The organism is Pseudomonas monachiensis, assembly GCF_047345015.1.
GTDB lineage: Bacteria > Pseudomonadota > Gammaproteobacteria > Pseudomonadales > Pseudomonadaceae > Aquipseudomonas > Aquipseudomonas monachiensis.
Genome location: NZ_CP178857.1, coordinates 31,287 through 52,540, shown reverse-complemented (window position 1 = coordinate 52,540; position 21,254 = coordinate 31,287). Strand labels below are relative to the sequence as shown.

Below are 21,254 nucleotides of genomic sequence, written 5' to 3'. Positions count from 1 at the left end.
ATATACGTAAGGCATCAATGAAAAACGCCGCGATCAAATGTTCGCGGCGTCGGACTTCATACGAATGACATTGGCGGCGCTGGCAGAGCCATCGAGCCAAAAGGACAAGTCTGAGTATTGCTTGAACAGATCCGGCGGCAGGATGGTGCGCCGGGCCTGGACGGCAACCTTGGGCCTGACCTTGTGCAGGCCGTTCACCCCGAGGGCTTGATCGAATTCCGGGGCGTCGTATGCCAGGTTTTCGAAGTCGTGCTCGAACCAGGGTTCGTCGACAAAGTCGTAGACCAGCCGCAGCACCCGCTCCGGAGCCTGGGTCAACAAGTCATAGTCGATGATCAGCAAGGAGTCGGCATGTTCGCCGTAATAGGCTTCCTTGAGCGCCGCCCAGGCAAATCCCACCAGCCGATTGCGCTGGGCCAGGGTTTCGCAACGGCTATAGACGGTGTTGCGCTCGACGGCATCGCCGAAGAGCTTGGTGTTTTCATAGGGATTGGCGCGGTAAAGCCGCTCGATGCTGTCCATGATCCAGGCAACATTGCGCACACAGGCAATCACCTTGGCCCTGGGAAACAGATCGTTGATGGCCGGCAGCCGGGCGCTCCAAAGACGGTTGGTGTCGAACACCACCGACTTGTCAGCCTTGTCGGCGTAGAAGGAGTCAAACAGGCCGCGCAACAGACGGCGGCGCATGTCGGTGTCGATCACCGCGCCGAACTCGCTGCCAGCGCTGCACTGCTCCAGAACACCGGAAAACAGGGAACCCACCGGGCTGGTCATTCCGGCATGGAAACGCGGGTTCTGCAACAGGATTGCAGAAAGCAGGGTCGAGCCCGAGCGCGGCAAACCGGAAATGAAATGAAAATGGTGCAAGTCCCTTCACCGTTTTGATAGTCCTTTGTAGGACAAAGCGTAGTCGATCGATAACGCCTCGACTAGTGGTGTTTTGATATCAATTTGAAGCTAAACCGACCTGATACCGAGCTTTGCGCAACCAGTGAAGGACTTTAACGACGACAACCCTGGGGAAGCGTCCATCGGACAAAACAACCTCGCCACGACACCCACAATCTACGTCTACGCTGTGACGTGGCGTGACCGAGCCACGCAAAGAAAAGGAGTCGACACCCCCAGGTGCCTGGCAGCCGCGTGGCGCGCCAACCACCAACCTGAAGGATGAGGATTCATGGAAGTATTTATCGGCACTATCCAGCCTTTCGCCTTTGATTTCGCCCCCCAGAACTGGGCCCTTTGCAATGGCCAGACGTTGAGCATTGCGCAATGGAGTGCATTGTTCTCGCTGATTGGCGTGAACTACGGCGGCGACGGCCAGACCACCTTCATGCTACCCAACCTGCAAGGCCGCTTACCGATGGCCCAGGGCACCGGTACCAATCTCAGCCCGCGCACCATTGGCGAGATTTCCGGTACCGAAAACGTCACCGCGACCATCGGCAACATGCCTAACCACACCCACCTGTTGTCCGGACTGACCGCCACCACTACCCTGCAACTGGCCAATCCCTCGAGCAACCCCGTAAACGCGCCAACTGCAACCAACTCCTTCATCGGCGCTTCGAGCGGCGGACCGGGGACGGCGAATATCTACTCCGATCAACAAGGAGCGTCGGCGGTGGCACTCAAGGGCGTGAGCACCACCGTCACCGGAGAGATTGCCTCCACGGGCGGAGCCCAGCCCATGAGCGTGATGAACCCGTTCCTGGTCATCAACTTCAGCATCGCCCTGCAAGGGTATTTTCCATCGCGCAGCTGAAGATTCGCCGGGGGCCGCACGCCCCCCGGCACTGTTCATTTTTCGGAGCCTGATCATGTTGCAAGCGGTTCAAAGCCATCATTTCCAGGCCCTGCTGGGCCAGACCGTCGCCCTACGCCTGCCCGACGGCAGTGAATTGCCGATGCAGATCGAACACCTTGAAGACTCACCCGGCGCCCGCATGCGCAACAGTGAGCGCATGCCATTCAGTGTCGAGCTCAACAGCCTGGTCCCGACCGATTTTGTGGACGGTCTATGCATGCTGCAATTGCCGGAATTGGGCGAAGTGGAAAACATTTTCGTTTCCCGGGTGCCTTCGATGGGACGTGATCCGCAGCGAGGCTACTTCTACATCGCCTTCAACTGACCCTTTCTGGCTCGCAGTGCCTTCAGCCTTGCGGATACCACACCAGCCGTTGTGCCGCGACGTTGTATTCCTGCACTGCAAAGCCCAGCGCCAGGTAATGCGCAAGCGCATGGGGATTGCTGGCCCAGACCACCGTCGCCACCGGGCAACGAATCTGTTGGGCGGCTTTCTGCACCCCCTGCAATACCGCCCGCCCATACCCCTGCCCCCGCGCCGCCGGGATGAAGGCCAGATACAGCACGCGAATCTCGTTCGGCCCGAAATCAGTGCTCAATGCGCCGATCGCAGTACCAAGCTTCTCAACCACGTAATGCATGGCATTGGGGAAGTTTTCACCCAGTCCTTGCTCCTGCACCTGGAACTGCTGGGCCACAACCTGCTCGACCACCTCCACACTATCGTCGATCCATTGCAGGTCCGGTCGGGCCGATTGATACAGGCGCTGCAAAAAAGGCCCATCACTGGCTAGCGAAGGCCGTACCACCAAACCTTCGGCTGCCACAGCACTGCTGTTCGCCATCGTCGCTCTCCTTAAAAACCGCTTTCCCTGACCCCCAGCGCCGCCACGCGTCGCCAGGCGCCCCCCAATAAAGACTCGCCACCGCCCTGCAACACGACCACGCCACGCAACGGCTGCACCGGCGTCGGCGCCGGTTCGAGGGTCATCAACCGCGCGCCGTATTGCGCCTGTACCGGCTCGGCCCGTTGATGCTGATCGCGACGCACGGCAATCGGTCCGTGGTGATCGGAAGTCAGTGCCTCCTGATCGACAAACGCCACCCCGTTGGTGTCGATTTCGCTCAATTGCACCGCAATCGCCGGGTGCATCGGATCATCGGCGATAAACCGTCCGGTAGCGCCCGGTACCACGCGCCAGAGCTCTGCCTCGGCCAGATAGCCGCGCAAGCGCACGCCGTCCTCGACCACCCTGGCCAGCGGCTCCCGGGTCGACAGCCAGCGCCCCACCGTCCATTGCGACAGCAGGTCACGCACGGTGCCGGCATGGGGGGCACGCAATAGCAACCGCTCGCGCTGAGCCGCCAGCCCTCGGTATTCGGCGACCGCTTCGGCCAGGCGCTGCTCGACGATGGCGGCATCGGAAGCCGTTTCGCTGCGGCCGGCCTGTCGGCGCATTTGCAACTGCTGAATCTCGATTTCCCGGCGCGCAATAGCCTGGCGCGAATCGAGATCCGGGGACTCCAGCTCGATCAGGACTTCGCCCTGCGCCACCGACTGTCCGTCATGCACCTTCACGGCTTTGATCCGTGCCGCCACTGGCGCGTGCAAGGTGCTGACCCGGCCCGCTTCCAGCATGGCCGGCACCTCGACGGCACTGCGCCAAGGCAGGATAAGCACCGATAACAGTCCGAGCAGCACCAGGCTGCTGAGCAGCACCCGCGGTCCATGCGCCTGCTCGCGGCGGCTCCACCACTGGCGCCACTCACTCATGATGGGCACAAAGATGAACCAGACCAGCTCCACCAGCATCAGGAAAATCCCCAACACCTTGAAAAACAGGTGATAGACCGCCAGAGCGATCCCAAAAAACAATGCCGCGCGCCATAACCACGAGCCATACCCCCAGATCAGCAAACGCCGTTGCATTGTCGGCGACCAAGGCTCCGGCGCCGCTGCGCCGTAGCCGAATAAAAACTCGCGCAGACGCCACCGGCACAGGGCAAACGCCCGACCTTGCAGGTTATCGACCTGCCAGAAATCGCTGAGCAAAAAATAACCGTCAAAGCGCATGAACGGGTTGAGATTGACCACCAATGTGGTGATCCACGTGGCACTGGCGAGCATGAACGCCGCGGTGCGGGCGGGACCGTCGGGCAGCAACGACCACGCCAGCAAGGCAATGCACGCCAACAGCAACTCCGCCAGCACGCCGCCCGCGCCAATCAGCAACCGGGCCTTGCGATCATTGACCCGCCAGGCATCGCTGACATCGGTATAGAACATCGGCAGCAGCACCATGAACGCCACGCCCATGCTCTGCACCCGACAACCGGCGCGCTTGGCCATGAACGCATGACCGAATTCGTGGCAGAGCTTGGCGAAGAACAGGGACACGCCAAAAGCCAATGCACCGCCAAGGCTGAACAAATGCGGAAACGTCGCGATAAATCGCTGCCAGTCCCGCGACACCAGAAACACCCCTAACCCCAGCACAGCGGGTAATCCATAGCGCAGCGCTTGCGGGCCAAAGCGCTCCAGCCAGGGCCAGGCGCGATTGAGAAAACGCTCGGGGCGCCACAGCGGAATACGAAAAAACAGGTACTGATGCAGCAACACTTGCCACAGGCTCCGGCGCTGGGCATCCGCTTTAACGCTGTAACTGGCACGCTGCTGGGGATCGAGGGCGGTAATCAGATCGTGACTGCGCAAAAAAACCAGCAACTGCTCCAGATCCGCAGCGTCCAGCGCCAGTCCCGGTTCGCGATTGGCCGCTTGCAGGACCTGCTCGGGCTCACCCAGCGACCAGTGGCGCAACAAGCGCATCGCCGTAGTACCGAGCTTGAAGTAACGCCCCCGCACCGGGTCGGCCAGCGTCCAGCTGGGCGCACCGTCCAGCGCCGGCGCTGCCGGGGACAATTGCAGGTCGGCACGCAGACCGGGCAGGTTCACTTACAAGCCCACGCTCTGACGTAAACCGGCCAACGGTCGACGCAGCAGGTACAACGCCAGCGGTGCCCTGTCACCGAAGATTTTTGCCGTGCCGCGCAAACCGATGCGCGGAGGCGGCGCGTCGAAATTCGCATCCAGCCGATAAGCCAATTGCCCGCCCGCCGTGGGTTGCGCTTCATAAGCCGAACGTTCGAGCCTGGCCAGATGCCGTTGCAGCGGATCACTGTCGAGGAACAGGGCGACTTCAGCGCCGGGCTCCAGGGATATCGCGTCCCCCACCGCCAGCTCGATACGCAATTGCGCCTGGGTCGGATCGGCGATTTCCATCAGTCGCTCGCCGGTCTGCACCGGCTTGCCAGTCCAGCGTTCGGCATCGGCAAACACCGCAATGCCATCGCGCTCGGCGCGCACTTCGCTGCGCTTGAGCAGTTCACGGGCGTAATCTCGCTCGGCGCGTTTCTGCTCAACCCGGGCAGCCAGCAAATCCAGTTTCGAACTGGACTCGGCATCGGCGAACGAACGCTGGGAGTTGGCCTTGAGCTCCGCCTCGGCAACCCCGAGGGCACGTTCGGCGACATCAGCCTGGGCCTTGAGCGTGGTGCTTTCGAAGCGCAGCAGCAGATCGCCGGCCTTCACCGTCTGATTGGGTTTGACCAGGAACTCGGCAATCACACCGTCCAGCGGTGCGGCCACGACCCGCCCCCCCAGCGGCACCACTTCGGCCGGTGCCAATACGGACTGGCGCACCGGGATGAACAGCCCGAGCAATAGCAACGCGACCAGCAGCGCCTGGCGTTTGCAGGTCCAGCGCAGACGCCATGGCTTGCGCGGTTGCAATGCCTGCCAGGCGTGGCTGTAGGTATCGCCCAATTGCGCCAGCAGGACTTGTTCGGCAGGGTTCCACGCAACATCCCGGGCCAGCCACAACCCGCCGAACACCTCGCCCCGGCGATCGATCAGCGGCAGCCAGAACACCTGCGCAGCCGACAGGCTTTGCCATTCATCCTGCAGCGACTCGCTGAGGACATCGGCGGCAACGACCCGCGCCTGCTGCAACTGTTCGCGCTTGAACAACTGCGCCACTGCCTGCTCGACGAACGCTACAAAGGGTGAGTTCGGCTCCACCGTACTGACACCGGTCACGGCCTGCACCTTGCCGGCGATCAACAGTGCCGCATGGCGAAAACCAAACAGTGCCTGGCCATCATTGACCAGGCTGTAGGCCAATTGGGCGGGCGTTTGGGCTGCGCGGGTCTGGCGCTCAAGATCAAGGAAACGTGCGAATACCTGTTCGGCACCGCCGCTCACCGGCGCGTTCACCTGGACTCCGCGAAATGCGCCGTGCCGCTCATGCCGGCCAGCAGCCCGCTGGCGTCGGGCACGCTGGCCACCAGCAGCAGGGTCTGGCTGCCTTCATCGATTCGTGCGCCCAGGCGCTTGACTGTCGCGTCCAAAGGCTTGCCGGTTTCATCGGGGACAAAGCTGAAGGTCTGGCCGGGCTTGAGTCGGGCCATCCAGCGCGAGGGCACCAGCAGGTGGATTTCCAGGGTGCGATTGTCGACCACGTCCAGCAATGGTGCACCGGCAGGTACGCTTTCATAGCGCTGTACCTTGCGCTCGACGACCTGGCCATCGAACGGCGCCAGCACGCTGCAGCGCTTGACCTGCACTTGATACACCTGGGACTGCGCCTGGGTTTCGCTGACTTTGGCCTCGGCACGTGCCACTTCGAAACGCCCGACCGAATTCAGCGCGGCCAGTTGCCGGTTGTGCGCCAGCTCTTCACCCGCGCCACGGCTGGCCGCTTGAGCGGCATTGAGCTGCGCCTGATAGGCCGAGCAATCGAACCGCGCCAGGGTATCGCCCTTCTTGAACGATTCCCCCTCGCTGAACGGCAACTCGACAATCCGCCCAGGCACCTCACTGGCCAGTACGGCCTGATCCCGGGCCCGCAATACACCGCGAGCCTCGGTGCTGGTCGCAGCACTGGCGCCTGCATCCATTTGCGCAAGCGGATCGTCTGCCCCAGGCGTTTGCGCCTGGACAACGCTTGCGACGAAGACCAACCCCAACACACAGAAAATCCGCATGACCGTACTCCCTTTCGGATCAATCGAGTCTACGGCAGCGGTGACTAGCGTCAAGCAGATGGCCATCATTCCCTGCGTATTAACGCTGCGCGGTCTCGGTCAACGGATACACCGACTCCCACCCCCCACCCAAAGCCTTGTACAACCCGACGGCCGCCAGCGACACGCCGGTCGAACTCTCGACCCACTGCTCCTGAGTCGCCAACAACGCCCCTTGCACAGTGAGTACGGTGACGAAATCCACCACACCCTCAACGTACTGCTGTTGCGCGGTGTCCAGAGCAATGCGGTTCTGGCGCACGGCTTCGGCCAGGCTGTCGCGGCGCAACTGGCTGGCGTTGTAGGCGGTCAACTGGTCATCGATTTCATGCCAGGCGCGCAATACGGTTTGCTGATAGGCGATAGCGGCTTCCTGTTGTTGTGCTTCGCGTAACTCGAGTACGCCACGCAAGCGGCCTCCGTCGAACAACGGCAAGCTGAACTGCGGGCCGATCCCGAACGAACGCGAACCCCAGGAGCCGAAGTCGCTCAGTTGCATGGCCTGGGAACCGATGTTCCCCGACAGGGTGATTCGCGGATAGAAATCGCCCTTGGCCACGCCAATGCTGGCAGTGGCGGCATGCAGCCGCGCTTCGGCCTGGCGAATGTCCGGCCGACGAGCAGCCAGTTGCGATGGCAGGCCAATGGCGATCTGACGCGGAGTCTGTGGCACCGGTGCGTCTGTGGATAACTCCGTCGCCAATGCCTGGGGCGGTTCGCCCATCAACAGACTCAAGGCGTTGATCAGTTGCCACTGGCGCAGCTCCAGTGCGGGCAGGCGCGATTCGATGGCCGCCACCTGCGCGGCAGCTTCGGCGACATCCAGATCCGTCGCGACGCCGTCGGCCAGGCGCAACTGCGAGAGCTTCAGACTATGGCGGGCAACGTCGAGATTCTGTTCGGTGACGAGCCGGGTGTTCTGCACACCGCGCAGTTGAATGTAGTCCTGGGCGGTTTCGGCCAGCACCGACAGCAGCACGCCGCGTCGGTCGTTCTCGGCGACTTCCAGGTTGGCGTCGGCCGCTTCGGTTTCCCGCCGCACGCGCCCCCAGAAATCCAGTTCCCAGGAGGCGGAAAAGCCGGCATCCCACAGGTTGAATGCGGACTGGCCGTTGTGTCCTGACGGGTCGTTCAGGCCTTCTCCACTGTTGCGGTTGCGTCCGTAACGACCGCTGGCCGCCGTGCTGGGGTAGCGCTCGGCGGTGATGACCTGACGAACTGCGCGACTTTGCTGCAAGCGGCTGCTGGCCAGCTTCAGGTCGAGGTTGTCGGTCAGGGCGCGTTGGCTCAGGGCCGAAAGTTTGGGGTCGTGGAACACCTCCCACCAGCGCTCGGTCATCGTTTCGGCGATGGCCTGGCTGGCGGCTGCCCTTGATGGTTTTGACCATTCGGCGATTGGCTGTGCCGCAGGCTTGTGGAAGTCCGGGCCGACGGTGCAGGCTGACAGGCTCAGCACAAGCAAGACAGAAAAAATCAGGCGAGACTGATGACCTCTTCGCGAGCAAGTCGGATCGCCGCACCGCCGCTCCCACATGGGAATGCGATTCAATGTGGGAGCGGGCTTGCTCGCGAAGGCATCAGCGCGATCAACGCATATCTTCATCGCTGAACAACCTCTTTCGCCTTGGCGGTGGCCGTATCAATACTCGCCTCCACCGACATCCCCACCCGCAAGCGCTCGGCCAGCGACTGTCCCGGCTCCAGCACGATCTTCACCGGTATCCGCTGCACCACCTTGGTGAAGTTGCCGGTGGCGTTGTCCGGTTTGACCGCGGCAAACGTCACCCCCGTGGCCGGTGCAATGCTTTCGACACGACCGTTCAATGCCGCACCGCCCAGACTGTCGACGCGCACTTGCACAACCTGCCCCGGCTGCACATCCGTCAGTTGGGTTTCCTGGAAATTGGCCATCACGTATGCCTGCGCCAGCGGCACCACCGCGAGGATTTTGCTGCCCGGCGTGACGTAGGCGCCGACCCGCACCGCGCGTTCGCCGACCATGCCGTCCTGAGGCGCGACGATCCTCGTATAGGACAACTCGTAGCTGGCCATTTCCAGCTTCGCTTGCGTCCGTTTCAGCCCCCCTTCGGCCCCATCGCGCTGGGCCGTGAGGATCTCCACCTGCTTGCGTTCCGCCGCCAGTACTGCCGTAGCGTTGGCCAGCCGTGCGGAGGCCTGGTCGATGCGTGTTTTTGCCTGTTGTGCGTTTTGCACCGTGCCGGCGCCCACCCCGGCGAGGTGGTTGTAGCGGCTCAGTTCGTGCTCGGCAAAGGCCACTTCCGCCTTGGCCGAAACCACCGAGGATTGCGCCTGGGCAATCACTGACGCCTGGCGCTCGAGGGTCGCCCGGGCGTTTTGCAGTTGCGCCCTGGCCACCAGCGTTTCGGCATCGGCGGCCTCGGCGGCGGCGCGTAGATCCCGGTCGTCGATCAGTGCCAGCAACTGCCCGGCCTTGACCTGCTGGTTGTCCTCCACCAGCACTTGCTTGATAAACCCGGCAACCCGCGGCACCACCAGGGTGAAATCCGCTGAGACGTAAGCATCGTTGGTGTTCTGCCGGGTACGCTTGCCGAACAGGCCGGGCATCGCCAGGTACAGCAACACGCCGACGGCCAACGCGGCGGCCACGGCCACCGCGACTTTCTGTTTTGCTTGAGTGTTCATAAAAGCCTTCTGTATCAGTGGAGCATTCAGGTCGGTGCGCGCGGTGGAAAGATCCGCGTCGGCAGCCAGAAAATCAGCAGGATCAAGGTCACGGCGAGCCCGGCCATGCACAGGTAAAGATCAGAGGAAGTGAGCACCACGGCTTGCTCATGCAGACGATGAGCGAGACTTGCGCTGTCGTGCTCGGCCAGCGGCGAATTGCCGAGGCGATCGACCAGCATGGTCGAGTGAAAATGCAGGCGTGCCGTGGTCAACGCCTCGATCACCCCGGTGGCGATGACCGCCGACAGGCCTTTGACGGTGTTGAACCAGGCCGATGCGAACGGCCCTTCCATCGGGTTGATGCTGCCGGTGGACAGCATCAGCAGCGGCAACACTGCCATGGGCTGACCGAAAATCTGCAGCCATTGCAGCACATAGAAATCGTCGCGAATCCACGCGGACGTCAGTTGCGAGCCGCCGACGCACGACAGCGCCAGCATGCTCAGGCCGATGCCCAACACCCAGCGGCAATCGACCCAGCGAAAGTTGCACAGCGCCGCCACCAACGGCAGCGCAATCAATTGCGGCAGCGCCGCCAGCAGCATGATCGGCGCGGTCTGCACCGGGCGATAACCCTGGACTTGCGCCAGGTAGCTGGACGGAATAATGATCACCGCCTGCAACACCACCAGTACGCCCGCCAGGGTCAGCAGGGCGAAAGACAGGTTACGGATACCGAGCATCTGCATCTTGAAAAACGGAATCGGCTGCGACCACTCGCCGGTTAAAAACAGCACCAGCAACAACAGCCCGCCGCCGAGCAATCCGCAGATCAGGCTGGACTCGAACCAGTCCAGGCGGTTGCCCTGCAGGATGCCGATCACCAGCATGCAGATGGCGGGAAAACCCAGCAGCACACCACGCCAGTTGAAGGACTTGAAGCGCTCCAGGCGCAGCGGATCCCGGGGCAAGCCGTACGCCACCGCGGCCATGGCAATCAGGCACGGCGCGATTATCTGCCAGAAGGTCCATTGCCAGCCGACATATTCGGTCCACAACCCGGCCAACGGCGTGCCCAGGCCCGGGCCGAACGTCGCCGTCAGGGCATAACCGGCCAGGCCATACAACTTCACGTTGGCGGGCAGAAATCGCAGGGCCACGGTCATCAGCATGGGTGGCAATGCACCGCCCGCCAGGCCTTGCAGGGTGCGCAGCAACAACAGGCTTTCGTAATTCGGGGCGAAGGGGCACAACACACCCAGCAGGGTGAACAGGCTGATGGCGCACAGGGTGAAACGCCGCAACGAGAACGTCACCGCACACCACGGCGCGAAGGCCATGGCCGCTACGGAAGTCGCGGTGTAACAGGCCACCAGCCAGGTGCCTTCGTCGTAGCCGATGGCCAGCGCACCACGGATGTCGGCCAGGGCGACTTTGGTCACCATCTCGTTCAGGCCCGACACCAGCACCGCCAGCAACACGCCCACCAGGCCGATGATGATCCGCGGGCCGAAGACGGGTGGAGCGGCTGCCATGCTGGCCGCAGCAACAGGTGCCGTGACCGTAAGGGAAGTCATGTACTGCAAGCTCCGGCGTGGAAAGACCGAAGCATTCTAGGAAGCGTAATGCCTGACGAAAATCAACTTATCGGCAGGTTATAAGTGCGCCTTACGCAACAATACAAAACCCCTTGTGGGAGCGGGCTTGCTCGCGAAGGCGTTGGGTCAGTCGGTATCAATGTTGAATGACAAATCGCATTCGCGAGCAAGCCCGCTCCCACAGGGGGAAATTGCGCTCGACCTCAGTCCGGCTGCGCAGCCAGCCACGTCTCATCGCAACACGCCTTGAGCGTCTCACGCAACCAGCGATGGGCCGGATCCTTGTCGAAACGCGGGTGCCAGGCCTGGGTCAGCATCAAGGTCGGCAACGGGATCGGCAAGTCGAACGAGCGCAGCTTCAGGCCGAGCCGTCGCACACTCAGCAAGGCTTCCTTGGGCACCGGCAGAATCAGGTCGGAATCGGGCAAGGCAAACATTGCCGCATGAAAGCTCGGCGCGATCACCGCCACCCGCCGCTCCAGCCCCAGGGCATTGAGCGCGGTATCGATCGGCCCCCGGGCAATGCCGCGCCGGGACATGCTGATATGCGAGAAGCCCGCATAACGCTCTGCCGTGATCTCATCGTCCAGCAGCGGATGATCCTCGCGCACCAGACCAACGAAGTGGGTGGAAAACAGGTTCTGAATCTTCACTTCCGGGGTCAACGGCCGGGTGTTGCTGACGCTCAGATCGATCCGCCCTTCGCGCAACGCCTCATCATCGCCATCGCCTTCCGGGACGAAACGCAGTTCGCAGTGCGGCGCCTGCCGATCAAGGGTGTCGAACAACTTGCCGCCGTAGACACCGACAAAGAAGTCGTTGGCCCGAATACTGAACCGCCGCCGCAGCGAGCTCAGCTCCACCGCATCGGCCGAACGAAACAGCAACCCGGCCTGCTCCACCACACTGCGCACCTGCTCGCGCAACTCCAGCGCCTTGGGGGTCGGCACCAGGCCACGACCGGCGCGCACCAGGATCGGATCGCCAATGGCTTCACGGATGCGCGTCAACGTCCGGCTCATGGCCGCCGGGCTCAGATTCATCCGCCGCGCCGCGCCGACCACACTGCCCTCGTCGAGCAAGGCGTCGAGGGCGACCAACAGGTTCATGTCTGGGAGTTGCATGGTGAGCACTCATGGCTGATCTTGGTTGAGTCAAATGCAATGCTAGCAAACATCCTCCGAATGATGCTTTGACTGTACCGGCCTCTTCGCGAGCAGGCTCGCTCCTACAAGGGATCCAAGGTGGTCGCAAAATTTGTGTACGACAAAGAACCAATGTGGGAGCGAGCCTGCTCGCGAAGACGGCCGTGCAGTCACCACATCCATCTGCACCGCCCCAGGTGCGCGACTCGAGCCACTATCAGTTCTGATAGTTATCTAGTTGGGTTCAAGCGAGTAAAACATTAAGCCATATCCCACTTCCGCGAAGCTCCCCGATATGAGTCAGGCCAAACCTGTTGATCAGCAGCCCCCCAGCCAGCAACGCCCGGTCTTGCTGGCAGTAGATCTCAAAAACTCGGTATTGATCGAAGTCGATGCGGGCAATCTTAATCTCATTGCGTACTCGCCCTATGGCCAGCAATCGTCACAACTTGGGGTCATGACGCGGCTAGGGTTTAACGGCGAATTACGTGAGGTCAAACCTGAATGGTATTTGTTGGGTAATGGTTACCGTGCTTACAACCCGCAGTTGATGCGCTTTCAGAGCCCGGACAGTTTGAGTCCATTTGAAAAGGGTGGGTTGAATGCGTACATGTATTGCGGCGGGGAGCCGGTGATGAATTCTGATCCGACGGGGAAATCGATATGGGCGTTCTCCAGAGCTTTGCAGCGGCTCACCGAACGGGTGACCAATGTTGCTACGCAAACTGTCAAGACGACGGCCTATGCGACAAAAAACGCAATAAATAGCACCACTAGCCTTATTGGTAGCAGCGCTTCAAAGATGTCCGCCGCACTAGGAAACGCCAAAAAGTCCGTCATTGCTGCCACGGTAGGGAGTGAGCCATTTCCTGTTCCACCAAGTCGTGTAGTTTCACCTCCGATATCGCAGAGCACTGCTTCACGCTCGTTTGGATACTCACATCGACCCAATCAGGCCAGGCAACAAATAAATTCTGCTCAAGAAAAACCTGCCGTCTCTACTTTTCGTGGTCGAACAAAAGCGGAAAAACCTCAAATCCAATCCTCTAACTACGACCATGTACAAACGAATTTTGACGCAAGGCAGCACACTTCTCTGCTGAACAAGGGGACCGGGGAAGTTGTCGCAATCATTCGTACAACTTAGAAGCACGTGACTCTCATGAAGACTCCCAAAATGACTCAGCGCAAAACCGTTGATTCAAACAACCAAACCTGGCAACGCACCGTGCTGCTGGCAACCGACCGCAGCCAAACGACATATTGCTTGTCCATGCGGTGTTTGCGATAGAGCGTCGCAAACACCGTAGAATCTATTCCAACATTCAGATTTAACACGGCGAAGTTTCTACTTCACCGCACCATCCCCCACCGCCTAACCGTCACCCGCTCCAACGAATCAAACACCAGGTTCTCCACCAGCAACCCAATCAGAATCACCACCGCCAACCCGGCAAACACCTTGTCGGTGTACAGCTCATTGCGATTCTGAAAGATGTACCAGCCCAACCCGCCCTTGCCGCTGGTCGCACCAAACACCAGCTCGGCAGCAATCAACGTCCGCCAGGCAAACGCCCAGCCGATTTTCAGCCCGGCGAGAATTGACGGCAGTGCCGCCGGAATCAGGATGAACAGCACGAAACGCATGCCCTTGAGGCCGTAGTTGCGCCCGGCCATGCGCAGGGTTTCCGAGACGCCGAGGAAGCCGGCGTAGGTGTTCAGCGCCAGTGCCCAGAGCACCGAATGCACCAGCACGAAAATCAGGCTGTTCTGGCCCAACCCAAACCACAACAGCGCCAACGGCAGCAGGGCGATGGCCGGCAAGGGGTTGAACATCGAGGTCAGGGTGCTAAGCAGATCGCGACCGAATTGCGTCGACACCGCCAGTGTCGTCAGGGCAAACGCCAGGACGATGCCGATCAGGTAACCCTTGAGCAACACCACCAGGGAAATCCATACCTTACCCAGCAATTCACCGCTGAGCAGGCCGTCGTACAAGGCGTATGCGGTTTGCACAAAACCCGGCAGCAGCAGGTCGTTGTTCTGATACCGCGCAACGGCTTCCCAAAGCACGGCGAGCAAGATCAGGATCAGGGTTTTGCGCAACCAACCTTGTTGCCACAGTCGTTGGCCCAGGGGTAATTCCCGCTCCAGCGGCACGCTGGTCAGCGGCTGCAAAACCGTTTCGAACTCTTCACGCGGGGATGATAAATAGCTCATCGGACCCTCCTCTCAACTGGCTCAATAAGCGATGCGGATGTCGGCGAAATCCAGTTCATGCTCGGCTTGCGGTGATTGGCCTTCGTCGAACAGCAGCCGGTGAATACGTCGCGCCGATTCCTGAAACGCTACACCGCCGAGGCTGTGCAAATCGTATTGGTGGCTGTGGACTTGCGCCCTCACCCGGCCCGGATGGGGCGACAGCAACAGAATGCGATTGCCCACCACCAGCGCCTCTTCGATAGAGTGCGTGACGAACAGCAGCGTGAAGCGCACTTCCTCCCAGAGCAGCAGCAATTCTTCCTGCATCTTGCGCCGGGTCAGGGCGTCAAGAGCGGCGAAGGGTTCGTCCATCAACAGGATTTTCGGCTGCATCGCCAGCGCACGGGCGATGGCGACCCTGGCCTTCATCCCGCCTGACAAGGTGTGCGGATAGGCATCGGCAAACGCCGCCAGGCCGACCTTTTCCAGATAGTGCAGCGCTCGCTCTTCGGCCTCCCTGCGCTTGAGGGTTTTCGAGGCCAGCAGTGGAAACATCACGTTCTGCTTCACGGTTTTCCACGGCGGCAGTTGGTCGAACTCCTGGAACACCACGATCCGGTCAGGTCCCGGCGCATCGACGCGCTGGCCTTGCAGACGGATCTCGCCTTCCACTGGCTGGATGAAGCCGGCGGCGGCCTTGAGCAACGTCGACTTGCCACAACCGGATGGCCCGAGCAGGACAAAGCGGTCCGCCGGATCGATCTCGAAACTGACTTGATGGGTCGCCCGCACTACCCGCTGCGGGGTGCGGTATTCGAGGCTGACGTTATCGACCGATAGCAGCGCCTGGGCTGCCGCGATCGGTTTGCTGACCGTGTGGCCTTGCAAAGGGGCATTCATGTCGGTCAGCTCCCTTGCAGCGGCTTGGCGTCCTGGAAGAAGTAGTCCTTCCATGAATCCGGTTTGTTTTTGATCGCGCCGACGCGGTAGAGGAACTCGGCCAACGGGTAAGTGTTCTTCGGCGTGACGCTGAATTCGAACTGCGGGTTGTCGATGATTTTCAGCAACGCGGCGCGGTCGATTTTGGCCTTGGTAACGCGGATATAGGTGTCGGCTGCCGCGCCCTTGTCGTTCTGGGCAAACGTGGCCGCTTCGGTCAGCGCATCAATGAATGCCTTGTAGGTTTTCGGATTCTCATTGCGGAATTTCTCGGTGGCGAACAGCACCGTCGGCGAGTTCGGACCGAGCAGGTCATAGGTGTTCAGCACCACGTGCACGTTGGGATTGGCCAGTTCCTGATCCTGGAACGGCGGGTTGGAAAAGTGCCCGCTCAGCTCGGTGCCGCCGGCTACCAGCGCTGCCGTGGCATCAGGATGTGGAACGGCGATGGTGTACTTGTCGAGGCGATTGAACTCCTTGTCGCCCCACTGTCTGGCCGCCGCGTATTGCAGGAAGCGCGACTGCACCGACACACCCACCGCCGGCACCGCGATACGGTCCTTCTCGGTGAAGTCGGCGATGGTTTTGACTTTCGGATTATTGCTCACCAGGTAGTACGGAAAGTTACCCAGGGAAGCCACGGCTTTTACGTTCTGCTTGCCGTGGGTGCGATCCCAGATGGTCAGCAGCGGGCCGACACCGGCGCCGGCAATGTCGATCGAGCCCGACAGCAACGCATCGTTGACCGCCGCGCCGCCGGAGAGCTGGGTCCAGTCGACCTTGATATCAATACCTTCCTGCTTGCCATACTTCTCGATCAGGTTCTGATCGCGCACCACATTGAGCAGCAAGTAAACGATGCCGAACTGTTCGGCAATGCGGATTTCACCTTCGGCGTGGGCCACGGTCGGCGCCACCAGGCTGCCGGCGACCAGGCTGAACCCCAGGCCGATGGCCGCGGCCAGCGGTGCGAATGGAAGACGTTTGGACATAATCAGATCTCCGGCAAATCAGAAAGGCGCGTCGCCCTGGATGGTGGTGCGATACAGCTTGCGGCGCAGATGGCTGGGGCATCCGGCGGCGAGGTGGATCAGCGAACGGTTGTCCCAGAACACCAGGTCATGGGGCTGCCATTGATGGCGGTAGATGTTTTGCGGCAGCACGCTGTGGGCGTAGAGCTCGGTCAGCAGTTGCTGGCTCTCGTCTTCCGGCAGGCCAACGATACGGGTGGTGAACCCTTCGCTGACGAACAACGCCTTGCGGCCGTTTTCCGGGTGGGTTCGCACCACCGGATGCACCACTTCGGCGACCTGAGCGAGTTGCTCCGGGGTCAGGGTCGGACGCCAGTTGCCTTCGAACTTGGTCTCGCTGTAACGCGCCGTGTAGGAGTGCGCCGCCGAGCGACCCTCCACGGCTTTGCGCAACGCGAGCGGCAGGCTGTCCCAGGCTTTGTGCATATCGGCGAACAATGTGTCGCCACCTTCCGACGGCAGCTCCTGGGCATGCAGCATCGAGCCCAGGCTCGGCAGCTCCTTGTAGGAGAGATCGGAATGCCAGAACTTGCCGGCGTCGCCGAGACCGATGTTCTGGCCGTTTTCGACAATGTTGGACACGATGAGGATTTCCGGATGCCCCGCCAGCAGGAACTGCTTGAGCACATGGATCTGCAACACGCCAAAACGGCGACTGAAATCGATGTGTTGTTCAGGGGTGATGCGCTGGTCGCGGAACACCACCACGTGATGGTCCAGGTGCGCACGGTGAATGCGTGCGAAATCCTGATCATTGATCGGGCGGGACAGGTCGAGACCGATGATCTCGGCGCCCACCGCTCCGCTGAACGGGCGGACTTCAAAGAATTGCGGCGCGATGTTTGGCGAAGCTGAAGCTGCAGACATAAATCACTCCCACGCACGGCACGCTCAAAGGCGCGCGCGTCGATCAGAAACTCACGGAGGTCCCGTGTTGGTTCGTGTCGTGCGGCGCGCCGATTGGTCGGCAGGTACGCAGGAGATTAACTTTATAGATATAAGAATTGAAATTTAAATACCGTTAACGAATAACTATATGGCGATTGCTAAGGGAATGGAGGAATCGCGGTGTGACGTTATTTGTCACTTTCTGACAGGGTTGTGGTGTTTGGGCGGACGCTATCGCGAGCAAGCTCGCTCCCACAGGGGTCAGTGGAAACACAAAAATTGCGTTTCAACACAGATCGACTGTGGGAGCGAGCTTGCTCCGGGCGGCGTTCCGACGATGAGGTCATTAGCCTTGATGAAGATTACCGCTCGTGCAGGGCCTCGGCCCGTGCGCGAATGATCGGCTTGAGCAGGTAGCTGAGGACGGTCTTCTTGCCGGTGATGATGTCCACCGAAGCCACCATCCCCGGAATGATCAGCAACGGCTTTTCATCGGTGCCCAAGTGGCTGCGGTCGGTGCGCAGCTTGATGATGTAGTAAGTAGTCTTCTTGTCTTCATCGGTGATGGTGTCGGCGCCGATCTGCTCCAGCTTGGCCTTCAACCCGCCGTAGATGGTGTAGTCATAGGCGGTGAATTTCACCGTCGCTTCCTGCCCAGGATGCAGGAACGCGATGTCCTGCGGGCGGATCTTCGCCTCGACCAGCAAGGTGTCGTCCAGTGGCACGATTTCCACCAGGTCGCTGCCCGGCTGGATAACCCCGCCGATGGTATTGACCAGCAGCTTGTTGACGATGCCCCGCACTGGCGAAGTGACCAGCGTCCGGCTGACCCGATCCTCCAGGGCCTTACCGGTGGCCTGGGCCTTGTTCAGGTCGGTGCGCGCTTCGTTGAGTTGGGTCAGGGCTTCGCTACGGAACTTGCCACGGGTTTCATCGACCTTGCGCTGCACTTCCTTGATTGCCGACTCGGCACGCGGAATGGCCAGGGTGGTGGCGTCGAGCTGACCACGGGTCTCCGCTTCGGCACGCCTGAGGCGCAGAACTTCCACCGGCGATACCGCGCCCTGGGCCACCAACGGCTCGGACATGCTGATTTCCTGACGCTGGAAGCCCAATTGCTGGCGATACTGGGCCTGCTTGGACGTGAATTCGCGCAGCTCTTGCTGGCGCTGGATCAACTGTTCCTGCAAGCCGCCAATCTCGTCGTGCAACTGTTGGCGGCGGCTTATATAGAGCGATTCTTCACTCTTGGCCTGACCCGGCACGGCCTTGAGCACATCCTCGGGGAAGTTCAGCGGGCGATCCTCGACCTCGGCGCTCAGGCGTTCTACCCGCAGCAGCATCGACAACCGATCAGCCTCGGTTTCACCGACGTTCGAAGCAAATCGCGTGTCGTCCAGGCGAATCAGCGGTGCGCCGGCTTCAACGATCTGGCCTTCCTTGACGAACAGCTCGGCAACGATACCGCCTTCAAGGTTCTGGATTTTCTGGATCTTCGACGATGGGATCGCCTTGCCGTCGCCCTTGGTCACCTCGTCGATTACCGCGAAGTTGGCCCAGAGCATCAGGAACACAAAGAACGCAATGATCGCCCAGATCGTCAGTCGCACCACCCGTGGCGCATCCTCGATCAACGCCTTGTTGACCTCAGGTAGCGGCTGGCCCTGAAGTGAAGCAGTGCCTTTGAAGTAGCGACGGATCGAATCCTTACCCGACTTAAGCAACACTGATCTGCCCCTTCTTCAATGCTTCCATCACCGCGGCTTTCGGGCCGTCGGCGAGTATCTGCCCGCGGTCGACCACGATCAGCCGATCCACCAGCGACAACAGCGATGCCCGGTGCGTCACCAGCACCATGGTCTTGTTTTCGATCACCGCCGCCAGGCGCTGTTTGAGGCGCTCTTCGCCGGTGTTGTCCATGGCGCTGGTCGGCTCGTCGAGCAGCAGGATCGGCGGGTTGAGCAACAATGCACGGGCCAGGGCGACGTTTTGTCGTTGACCACCGGACAGGTTCTGCCCGCGCTCACCGACTTGCAGCTCATAGCCCTGCGGATGCAGGCGCGCATATTCGTGGACGCCGGCCAGCTCTGCGGCTTGCAGCACCAGTTCGTCCTCGACATACCGCGCGCCGGAAACCAGGTTGTCGCGCAAGGTGCCGGCGAGCAATTGAATGTCCTGTGGCACGTAGCCGATGTTGTAGCGCAGCTCGCTGACGTCGATCTGGCGGATATCCACTCCATCGACCAACAGCGCTCCGTCATCTGGTTGGTACAACCCCACCAGCAATTTCGCCAACGAGCTCTTGCCCGAGCCGCTTCGGCCAATGATGCCGACCTTCTCGCCGGGACTGATCGACAGGTTGATGTTCTTCAGCGCCAGGTTCTGCTGTTGCGGGTAGGTGAAGTTGAGTTGGCGGCACTCAATGCCGCCCTGCAGCACCTTGCGGCTGAGCGGACGTTCTTCGAAATTGCGCTCCTGTGGCAGCTCCATCATCTGGTCGACCGAGGTCATGGTCACCCGCGCCTGCTGATAACGAGTCAGCAGCCCGGACAGCGACGCCAGCGGGCTGAGTGCACGGCCACTGAGCATGTAGCAGGCAATCAGGCCGCCCATGCTCAGGTGACCGTCGATGATCTGGTACACGCCGAAGACGATCATGATCACCCCGGCCAGCTGCTGGATCAGCAAGGTGATGTTCATCGCCAGGCCGGAGAGCATTTTCACCCGCAACTCAAGACGACTGAGGGTGCCGATGGTCTGTTCCCACTGATACTGGCGTTCGCTTTCGGCGTTGTTGACCTTCACCGCATCCAGGCCGGCCAGGGTTTCGATCAGGCTAGACTGACGCTCGGCCCCCAGCGCCATGGTCCGCTCCATGGTCGCCACCAGGGGTTTCTGCAAGGCATAGCCGATGGCCAGGGCGATCGGGAATGCCAGTACCGGTATCCACACCAAGTGCCCGCCGAGGATCGCGATAACGATAAAGATCAGAATCGTGAACGGCAGGTCGATCAGGCTGGTGAGGGTCAGCGAGGCGAGGAAGTCCCGCAGGCTCTGGAACTCATGGATGTTCTGGGCAAAGCTGCCGACCCGCGCCGGCCGGTATTTCATGGCCATGCCGACGATGCGCTCGAACAGCGTGGCCGAGATGATCAGGTCGGTTTTCTTGCCGGCCAGATCCAGGCACAGGCTGCGCAGGCTTTTCAGGATCAGGTCGAAGAGGTAGGCGCCCGTGATGCCGAGTGCCAGCACCCAGAGCGTCGCTTCGGCCTGGTTCGGCACGACGCGGTCGTAGACGTTCATCACGAACAACGGCGCGGCCATGGCAATGATGTTGATCAGAAAACTGGCGGCGATGGCGTCCGCGTACAACCAGCGCGAACGCTTGAGGGTATCGCGGAACCACGAGCGCGCACGCGGAATCAGCGTGCCGTGATTGACGTCGAACTTGTGCTGCGGCTGGGCGAAAAAGACCTTGCCGATATAGTCGTCGGCCAGCAGTTCACGGCTGACCAGAGACTCACCGCCATCGCTTTCGCTGAGCAGCACCCGCACCTGATCTTCGCCTTGCCAGCCGAGCAGGACGGCACTGCGACCGTCCTTGAGCAGCAACAATGCCGGCATGGCAATCGCCGGAACATCCTCCAGCTTGCGTTGCAGCACCCGGCCTTGCAGCCCCGCGCGAGCGGCCGCACGAGGCAGCAACTCAACAGTCAAGCGCTGCTCGAACAGCGGCAGGCCGGTGGTCAGCATTGCCGCGCTGGCAGGTTTCTGGTGCAGCATGCAAAGAGCGAGCAGACCATCCAGTAACGGATCGTCATGCAACGCGCGCGGATCATGAATGAGTTGAACCCGACTGACTTCTGATTCCACGCTCGGCACTCTTGGCTAACAATTGAACAACGAAGGT

The 21,254-nt window shown here is 61.0% G+C and carries 18 protein-coding genes; 3 read left to right on the top strand and 15 right to left on the bottom strand.

The annotated features are described in order from the left end of the window. Nucleotides 1-33: 33 nt before the first annotated feature. Nucleotides 34-870: a sulfotransferase family protein gene (locus tag ACMDB8_RS00170; protein ID WP_056726993.1), complete on the bottom strand. Its 837-nt coding sequence runs from the start codon at nucleotides 868-870 to the stop codon at nucleotides 34-36. A 313-nt stretch (nucleotides 871-1,183) separates the two neighbouring features. Here ACMDB8_RS00170 and ACMDB8_RS00165 point away from each other — a divergent pair, with 313 nt between their 5' ends. Together ACMDB8_RS00165 and ACMDB8_RS00160 are read left to right on the top strand one after the other, a co-directional pair. After that, a complete protein-coding gene (locus ACMDB8_RS00165) occupies nucleotides 1,184-1,771 on the top strand; it encodes a phage tail protein (protein WP_409079067.1) in 588 nt (195 codons plus the stop codon). A 55-nt stretch (nucleotides 1,772-1,826) separates the two neighbouring features. Continuing rightward, on the top strand, nucleotides 1,827-2,138 hold the full coding sequence (locus ACMDB8_RS00160; protein WP_056726995.1) for a DUF6916 family protein: 312 nt from the start codon (nucleotides 1,827-1,829) through the stop codon (nucleotides 2,136-2,138). Nucleotides 2,139-2,160: 22 nt separating this feature from the next. Here ACMDB8_RS00160 and ACMDB8_RS00155 read toward each other — a convergent pair whose 3' ends face one another. From ACMDB8_RS00155 to ACMDB8_RS00120, 8 genes are all read right to left on the bottom strand, one after another. Next, a complete protein-coding gene (locus tag ACMDB8_RS00155) occupies nucleotides 2,161-2,658 on the bottom strand; it encodes a GNAT family N-acetyltransferase (protein WP_056726996.1) in 498 nt (165 codons plus the stop codon). 11 nt (nucleotides 2,659-2,669) lie between these two features. Next, nucleotides 2,670-4,766: a biotin/lipoyl-binding protein gene (locus ACMDB8_RS00150; RefSeq protein WP_056726997.1), complete on the bottom strand. Its 2,097-nt coding sequence runs from the start codon at nucleotides 4,764-4,766 to the stop codon at nucleotides 2,670-2,672. Then, nucleotides 4,767-6,086: an efflux RND transporter periplasmic adaptor subunit gene (locus tag ACMDB8_RS00145; RefSeq protein WP_409079066.1), complete on the bottom strand. Its 1,320-nt coding sequence runs from the start codon at nucleotides 6,084-6,086 to the stop codon at nucleotides 4,767-4,769. Next, nucleotides 6,083-6,856 carry an efflux RND transporter periplasmic adaptor subunit gene (locus tag ACMDB8_RS00140; RefSeq protein ID WP_056726999.1) on the bottom strand — a complete coding sequence of 258 codons (774 nt, stop codon included), beginning with the start codon at nucleotides 6,854-6,856 and terminating at the stop codon, nucleotides 6,083-6,085. Before ACMDB8_RS00140 ends, ACMDB8_RS00145 begins: the two co-directional genes overlap by 4 nt. 79 nt (nucleotides 6,857-6,935) lie before the next feature. Further along, on the bottom strand, nucleotides 6,936-8,498 hold the full coding sequence (locus ACMDB8_RS00135) for an efflux transporter outer membrane subunit (protein WP_409079065.1): 1,563 nt from the start codon (nucleotides 8,496-8,498) through the stop codon (nucleotides 6,936-6,938). After that, on the bottom strand, nucleotides 8,495-9,559 hold the full coding sequence (locus tag ACMDB8_RS00130; protein ID WP_056727001.1) for an HlyD family secretion protein: 1,065 nt from the start codon (nucleotides 9,557-9,559) through the stop codon (nucleotides 8,495-8,497). Before ACMDB8_RS00130 ends, ACMDB8_RS00135 begins: the two co-directional genes overlap by 4 nt. A 26-nt stretch (nucleotides 9,560-9,585) precedes the next feature. Next, complete coding sequence (locus tag ACMDB8_RS00125) at nucleotides 9,586-11,118, bottom strand: MFS transporter (RefSeq protein ID WP_056727002.1); 1,533 nt, start codon at nucleotides 11,116-11,118, stop codon at nucleotides 9,586-9,588. A gap of 224 nt (nucleotides 11,119-11,342) precedes the next feature. After that, on the bottom strand, nucleotides 11,343-12,263 hold the full coding sequence (locus tag ACMDB8_RS00120; protein ID WP_056727003.1) for a LysR family transcriptional regulator: 921 nt from the start codon (nucleotides 12,261-12,263) through the stop codon (nucleotides 11,343-11,345). 316 nt (nucleotides 12,264-12,579) lie between these two features. On the opposite strand from ACMDB8_RS00120, the gene ACMDB8_RS00115 reads away from it, so the two are divergent. After that, nucleotides 12,580-13,431 carry an RHS repeat-associated core domain-containing protein gene (locus ACMDB8_RS00115; protein WP_082563009.1) on the top strand — a complete coding sequence of 284 codons (852 nt, stop codon included), beginning with the start codon at nucleotides 12,580-12,582 and terminating at the stop codon, nucleotides 13,429-13,431. A 206-nt stretch (nucleotides 13,432-13,637) separates the two neighbouring features. Here the strand turns inward: ACMDB8_RS00115 and ACMDB8_RS00110 are convergent, their stop codons facing one another. From ACMDB8_RS00110 to ACMDB8_RS00085, 6 genes are all read right to left on the bottom strand, one after another. Further along, nucleotides 13,638-14,504: an ABC transporter permease gene (locus tag ACMDB8_RS00110; protein WP_223542292.1), complete on the bottom strand. Its 867-nt coding sequence runs from the start codon at nucleotides 14,502-14,504 to the stop codon at nucleotides 13,638-13,640. 21 nt (nucleotides 14,505-14,525) lie between these two features. Continuing rightward, on the bottom strand, nucleotides 14,526-15,386 hold the full coding sequence (locus ACMDB8_RS00105) for an ABC transporter ATP-binding protein (RefSeq protein WP_056727006.1): 861 nt from the start codon (nucleotides 15,384-15,386) through the stop codon (nucleotides 14,526-14,528). A gap of 5 nt (nucleotides 15,387-15,391) precedes the next feature. Further along, nucleotides 15,392-16,417: an ABC transporter substrate-binding protein gene (locus ACMDB8_RS00100; protein WP_056727007.1), complete on the bottom strand. Its 1,026-nt coding sequence runs from the start codon at nucleotides 16,415-16,417 to the stop codon at nucleotides 15,392-15,394. Between the two features lie 18 nt (nucleotides 16,418-16,435). Continuing rightward, nucleotides 16,436-17,323: a TauD/TfdA dioxygenase family protein gene (locus ACMDB8_RS00095; RefSeq protein ID WP_056727008.1), complete on the bottom strand. Its 888-nt coding sequence runs from the start codon at nucleotides 17,321-17,323 to the stop codon at nucleotides 16,436-16,438. 383 nt (nucleotides 17,324-17,706) lie between these two features. Next, nucleotides 17,707-19,071: an HlyD family type I secretion periplasmic adaptor subunit gene (locus ACMDB8_RS00090; RefSeq protein ID WP_056727009.1), complete on the bottom strand. Its 1,365-nt coding sequence runs from the start codon at nucleotides 19,069-19,071 to the stop codon at nucleotides 17,707-17,709. Further along, entirely contained in the window at nucleotides 19,061-21,217 is a 2,157-nt protein-coding gene (locus ACMDB8_RS00085) for a type I secretion system permease/ATPase (protein WP_056727010.1), read from the bottom strand. Before ACMDB8_RS00085 ends, ACMDB8_RS00090 begins: the two co-directional genes overlap by 11 nt. Nucleotides 21,218-21,254 lie beyond the last annotated feature (37 nt).

What these genes read in the sequence shown, in the direction of transcription:
- ACMDB8_RS00165 (WP_409079067.1), top strand. Translation starts at nt 1,184, where the DNA reads ATGGAAGTATTTATCGGCACTATCCAGCCTTTCGCCTTTGATTTCGCC.
- ACMDB8_RS00160 (WP_056726995.1), top strand. Translation starts at nt 1,827, where the DNA reads ATGTTGCAAGCGGTTCAAAGCCATCATTTCCAGGCCCTGCTGGGCCAG.
- ACMDB8_RS00155 (WP_056726996.1), bottom strand. Translation starts at nt 2,658, where the DNA reads ATGGCGAACAGCAGTGCTGTGGCAGCCGAAGGTTTGGTGGTACGGCCT.
- ACMDB8_RS00140 (WP_056726999.1), bottom strand. Translation starts at nt 6,856, where the DNA reads ATGCGGATTTTCTGTGTGTTGGGGTTGGTCTTCGTCGCAAGCGTTGTC.
- ACMDB8_RS00135 (WP_409079065.1), bottom strand. Translation starts at nt 8,498, where the DNA reads ATGAAGATATGCGTTGATCGCGCTGATGCCTTCGCGAGCAAGCCCGCT.
- ACMDB8_RS00130 (WP_056727001.1), bottom strand. Translation starts at nt 9,559, where the DNA reads ATGAACACTCAAGCAAAACAGAAAGTCGCGGTGGCCGTGGCCGCCGCG.
- ACMDB8_RS00125 (WP_056727002.1), bottom strand. Translation starts at nt 11,118, where the DNA reads ATGACTTCCCTTACGGTCACGGCACCTGTTGCTGCGGCCAGCATGGCA.
- ACMDB8_RS00120 (WP_056727003.1), bottom strand. Translation starts at nt 12,263, where the DNA reads ATGCAACTCCCAGACATGAACCTGTTGGTCGCCCTCGACGCCTTGCTC.
- ACMDB8_RS00115 (WP_082563009.1), top strand. Translation starts at nt 12,580, where the DNA reads ATGAGTCAGGCCAAACCTGTTGATCAGCAGCCCCCCAGCCAGCAACGC.
- ACMDB8_RS00110 (WP_223542292.1), bottom strand. Translation starts at nt 14,504, where the DNA reads ATGAGCTATTTATCATCCCCGCGTGAAGAGTTCGAAACGGTTTTGCAG.
- ACMDB8_RS00105 (WP_056727006.1), bottom strand. Translation starts at nt 15,386, where the DNA reads ATGAATGCCCCTTTGCAAGGCCACACGGTCAGCAAACCGATCGCGGCA.
- ACMDB8_RS00100 (WP_056727007.1), bottom strand. Translation starts at nt 16,417, where the DNA reads ATGTCCAAACGTCTTCCATTCGCACCGCTGGCCGCGGCCATCGGCCTG.
- ACMDB8_RS00095 (WP_056727008.1), bottom strand. Translation starts at nt 17,323, where the DNA reads ATGTCTGCAGCTTCAGCTTCGCCAAACATCGCGCCGCAATTCTTTGAA.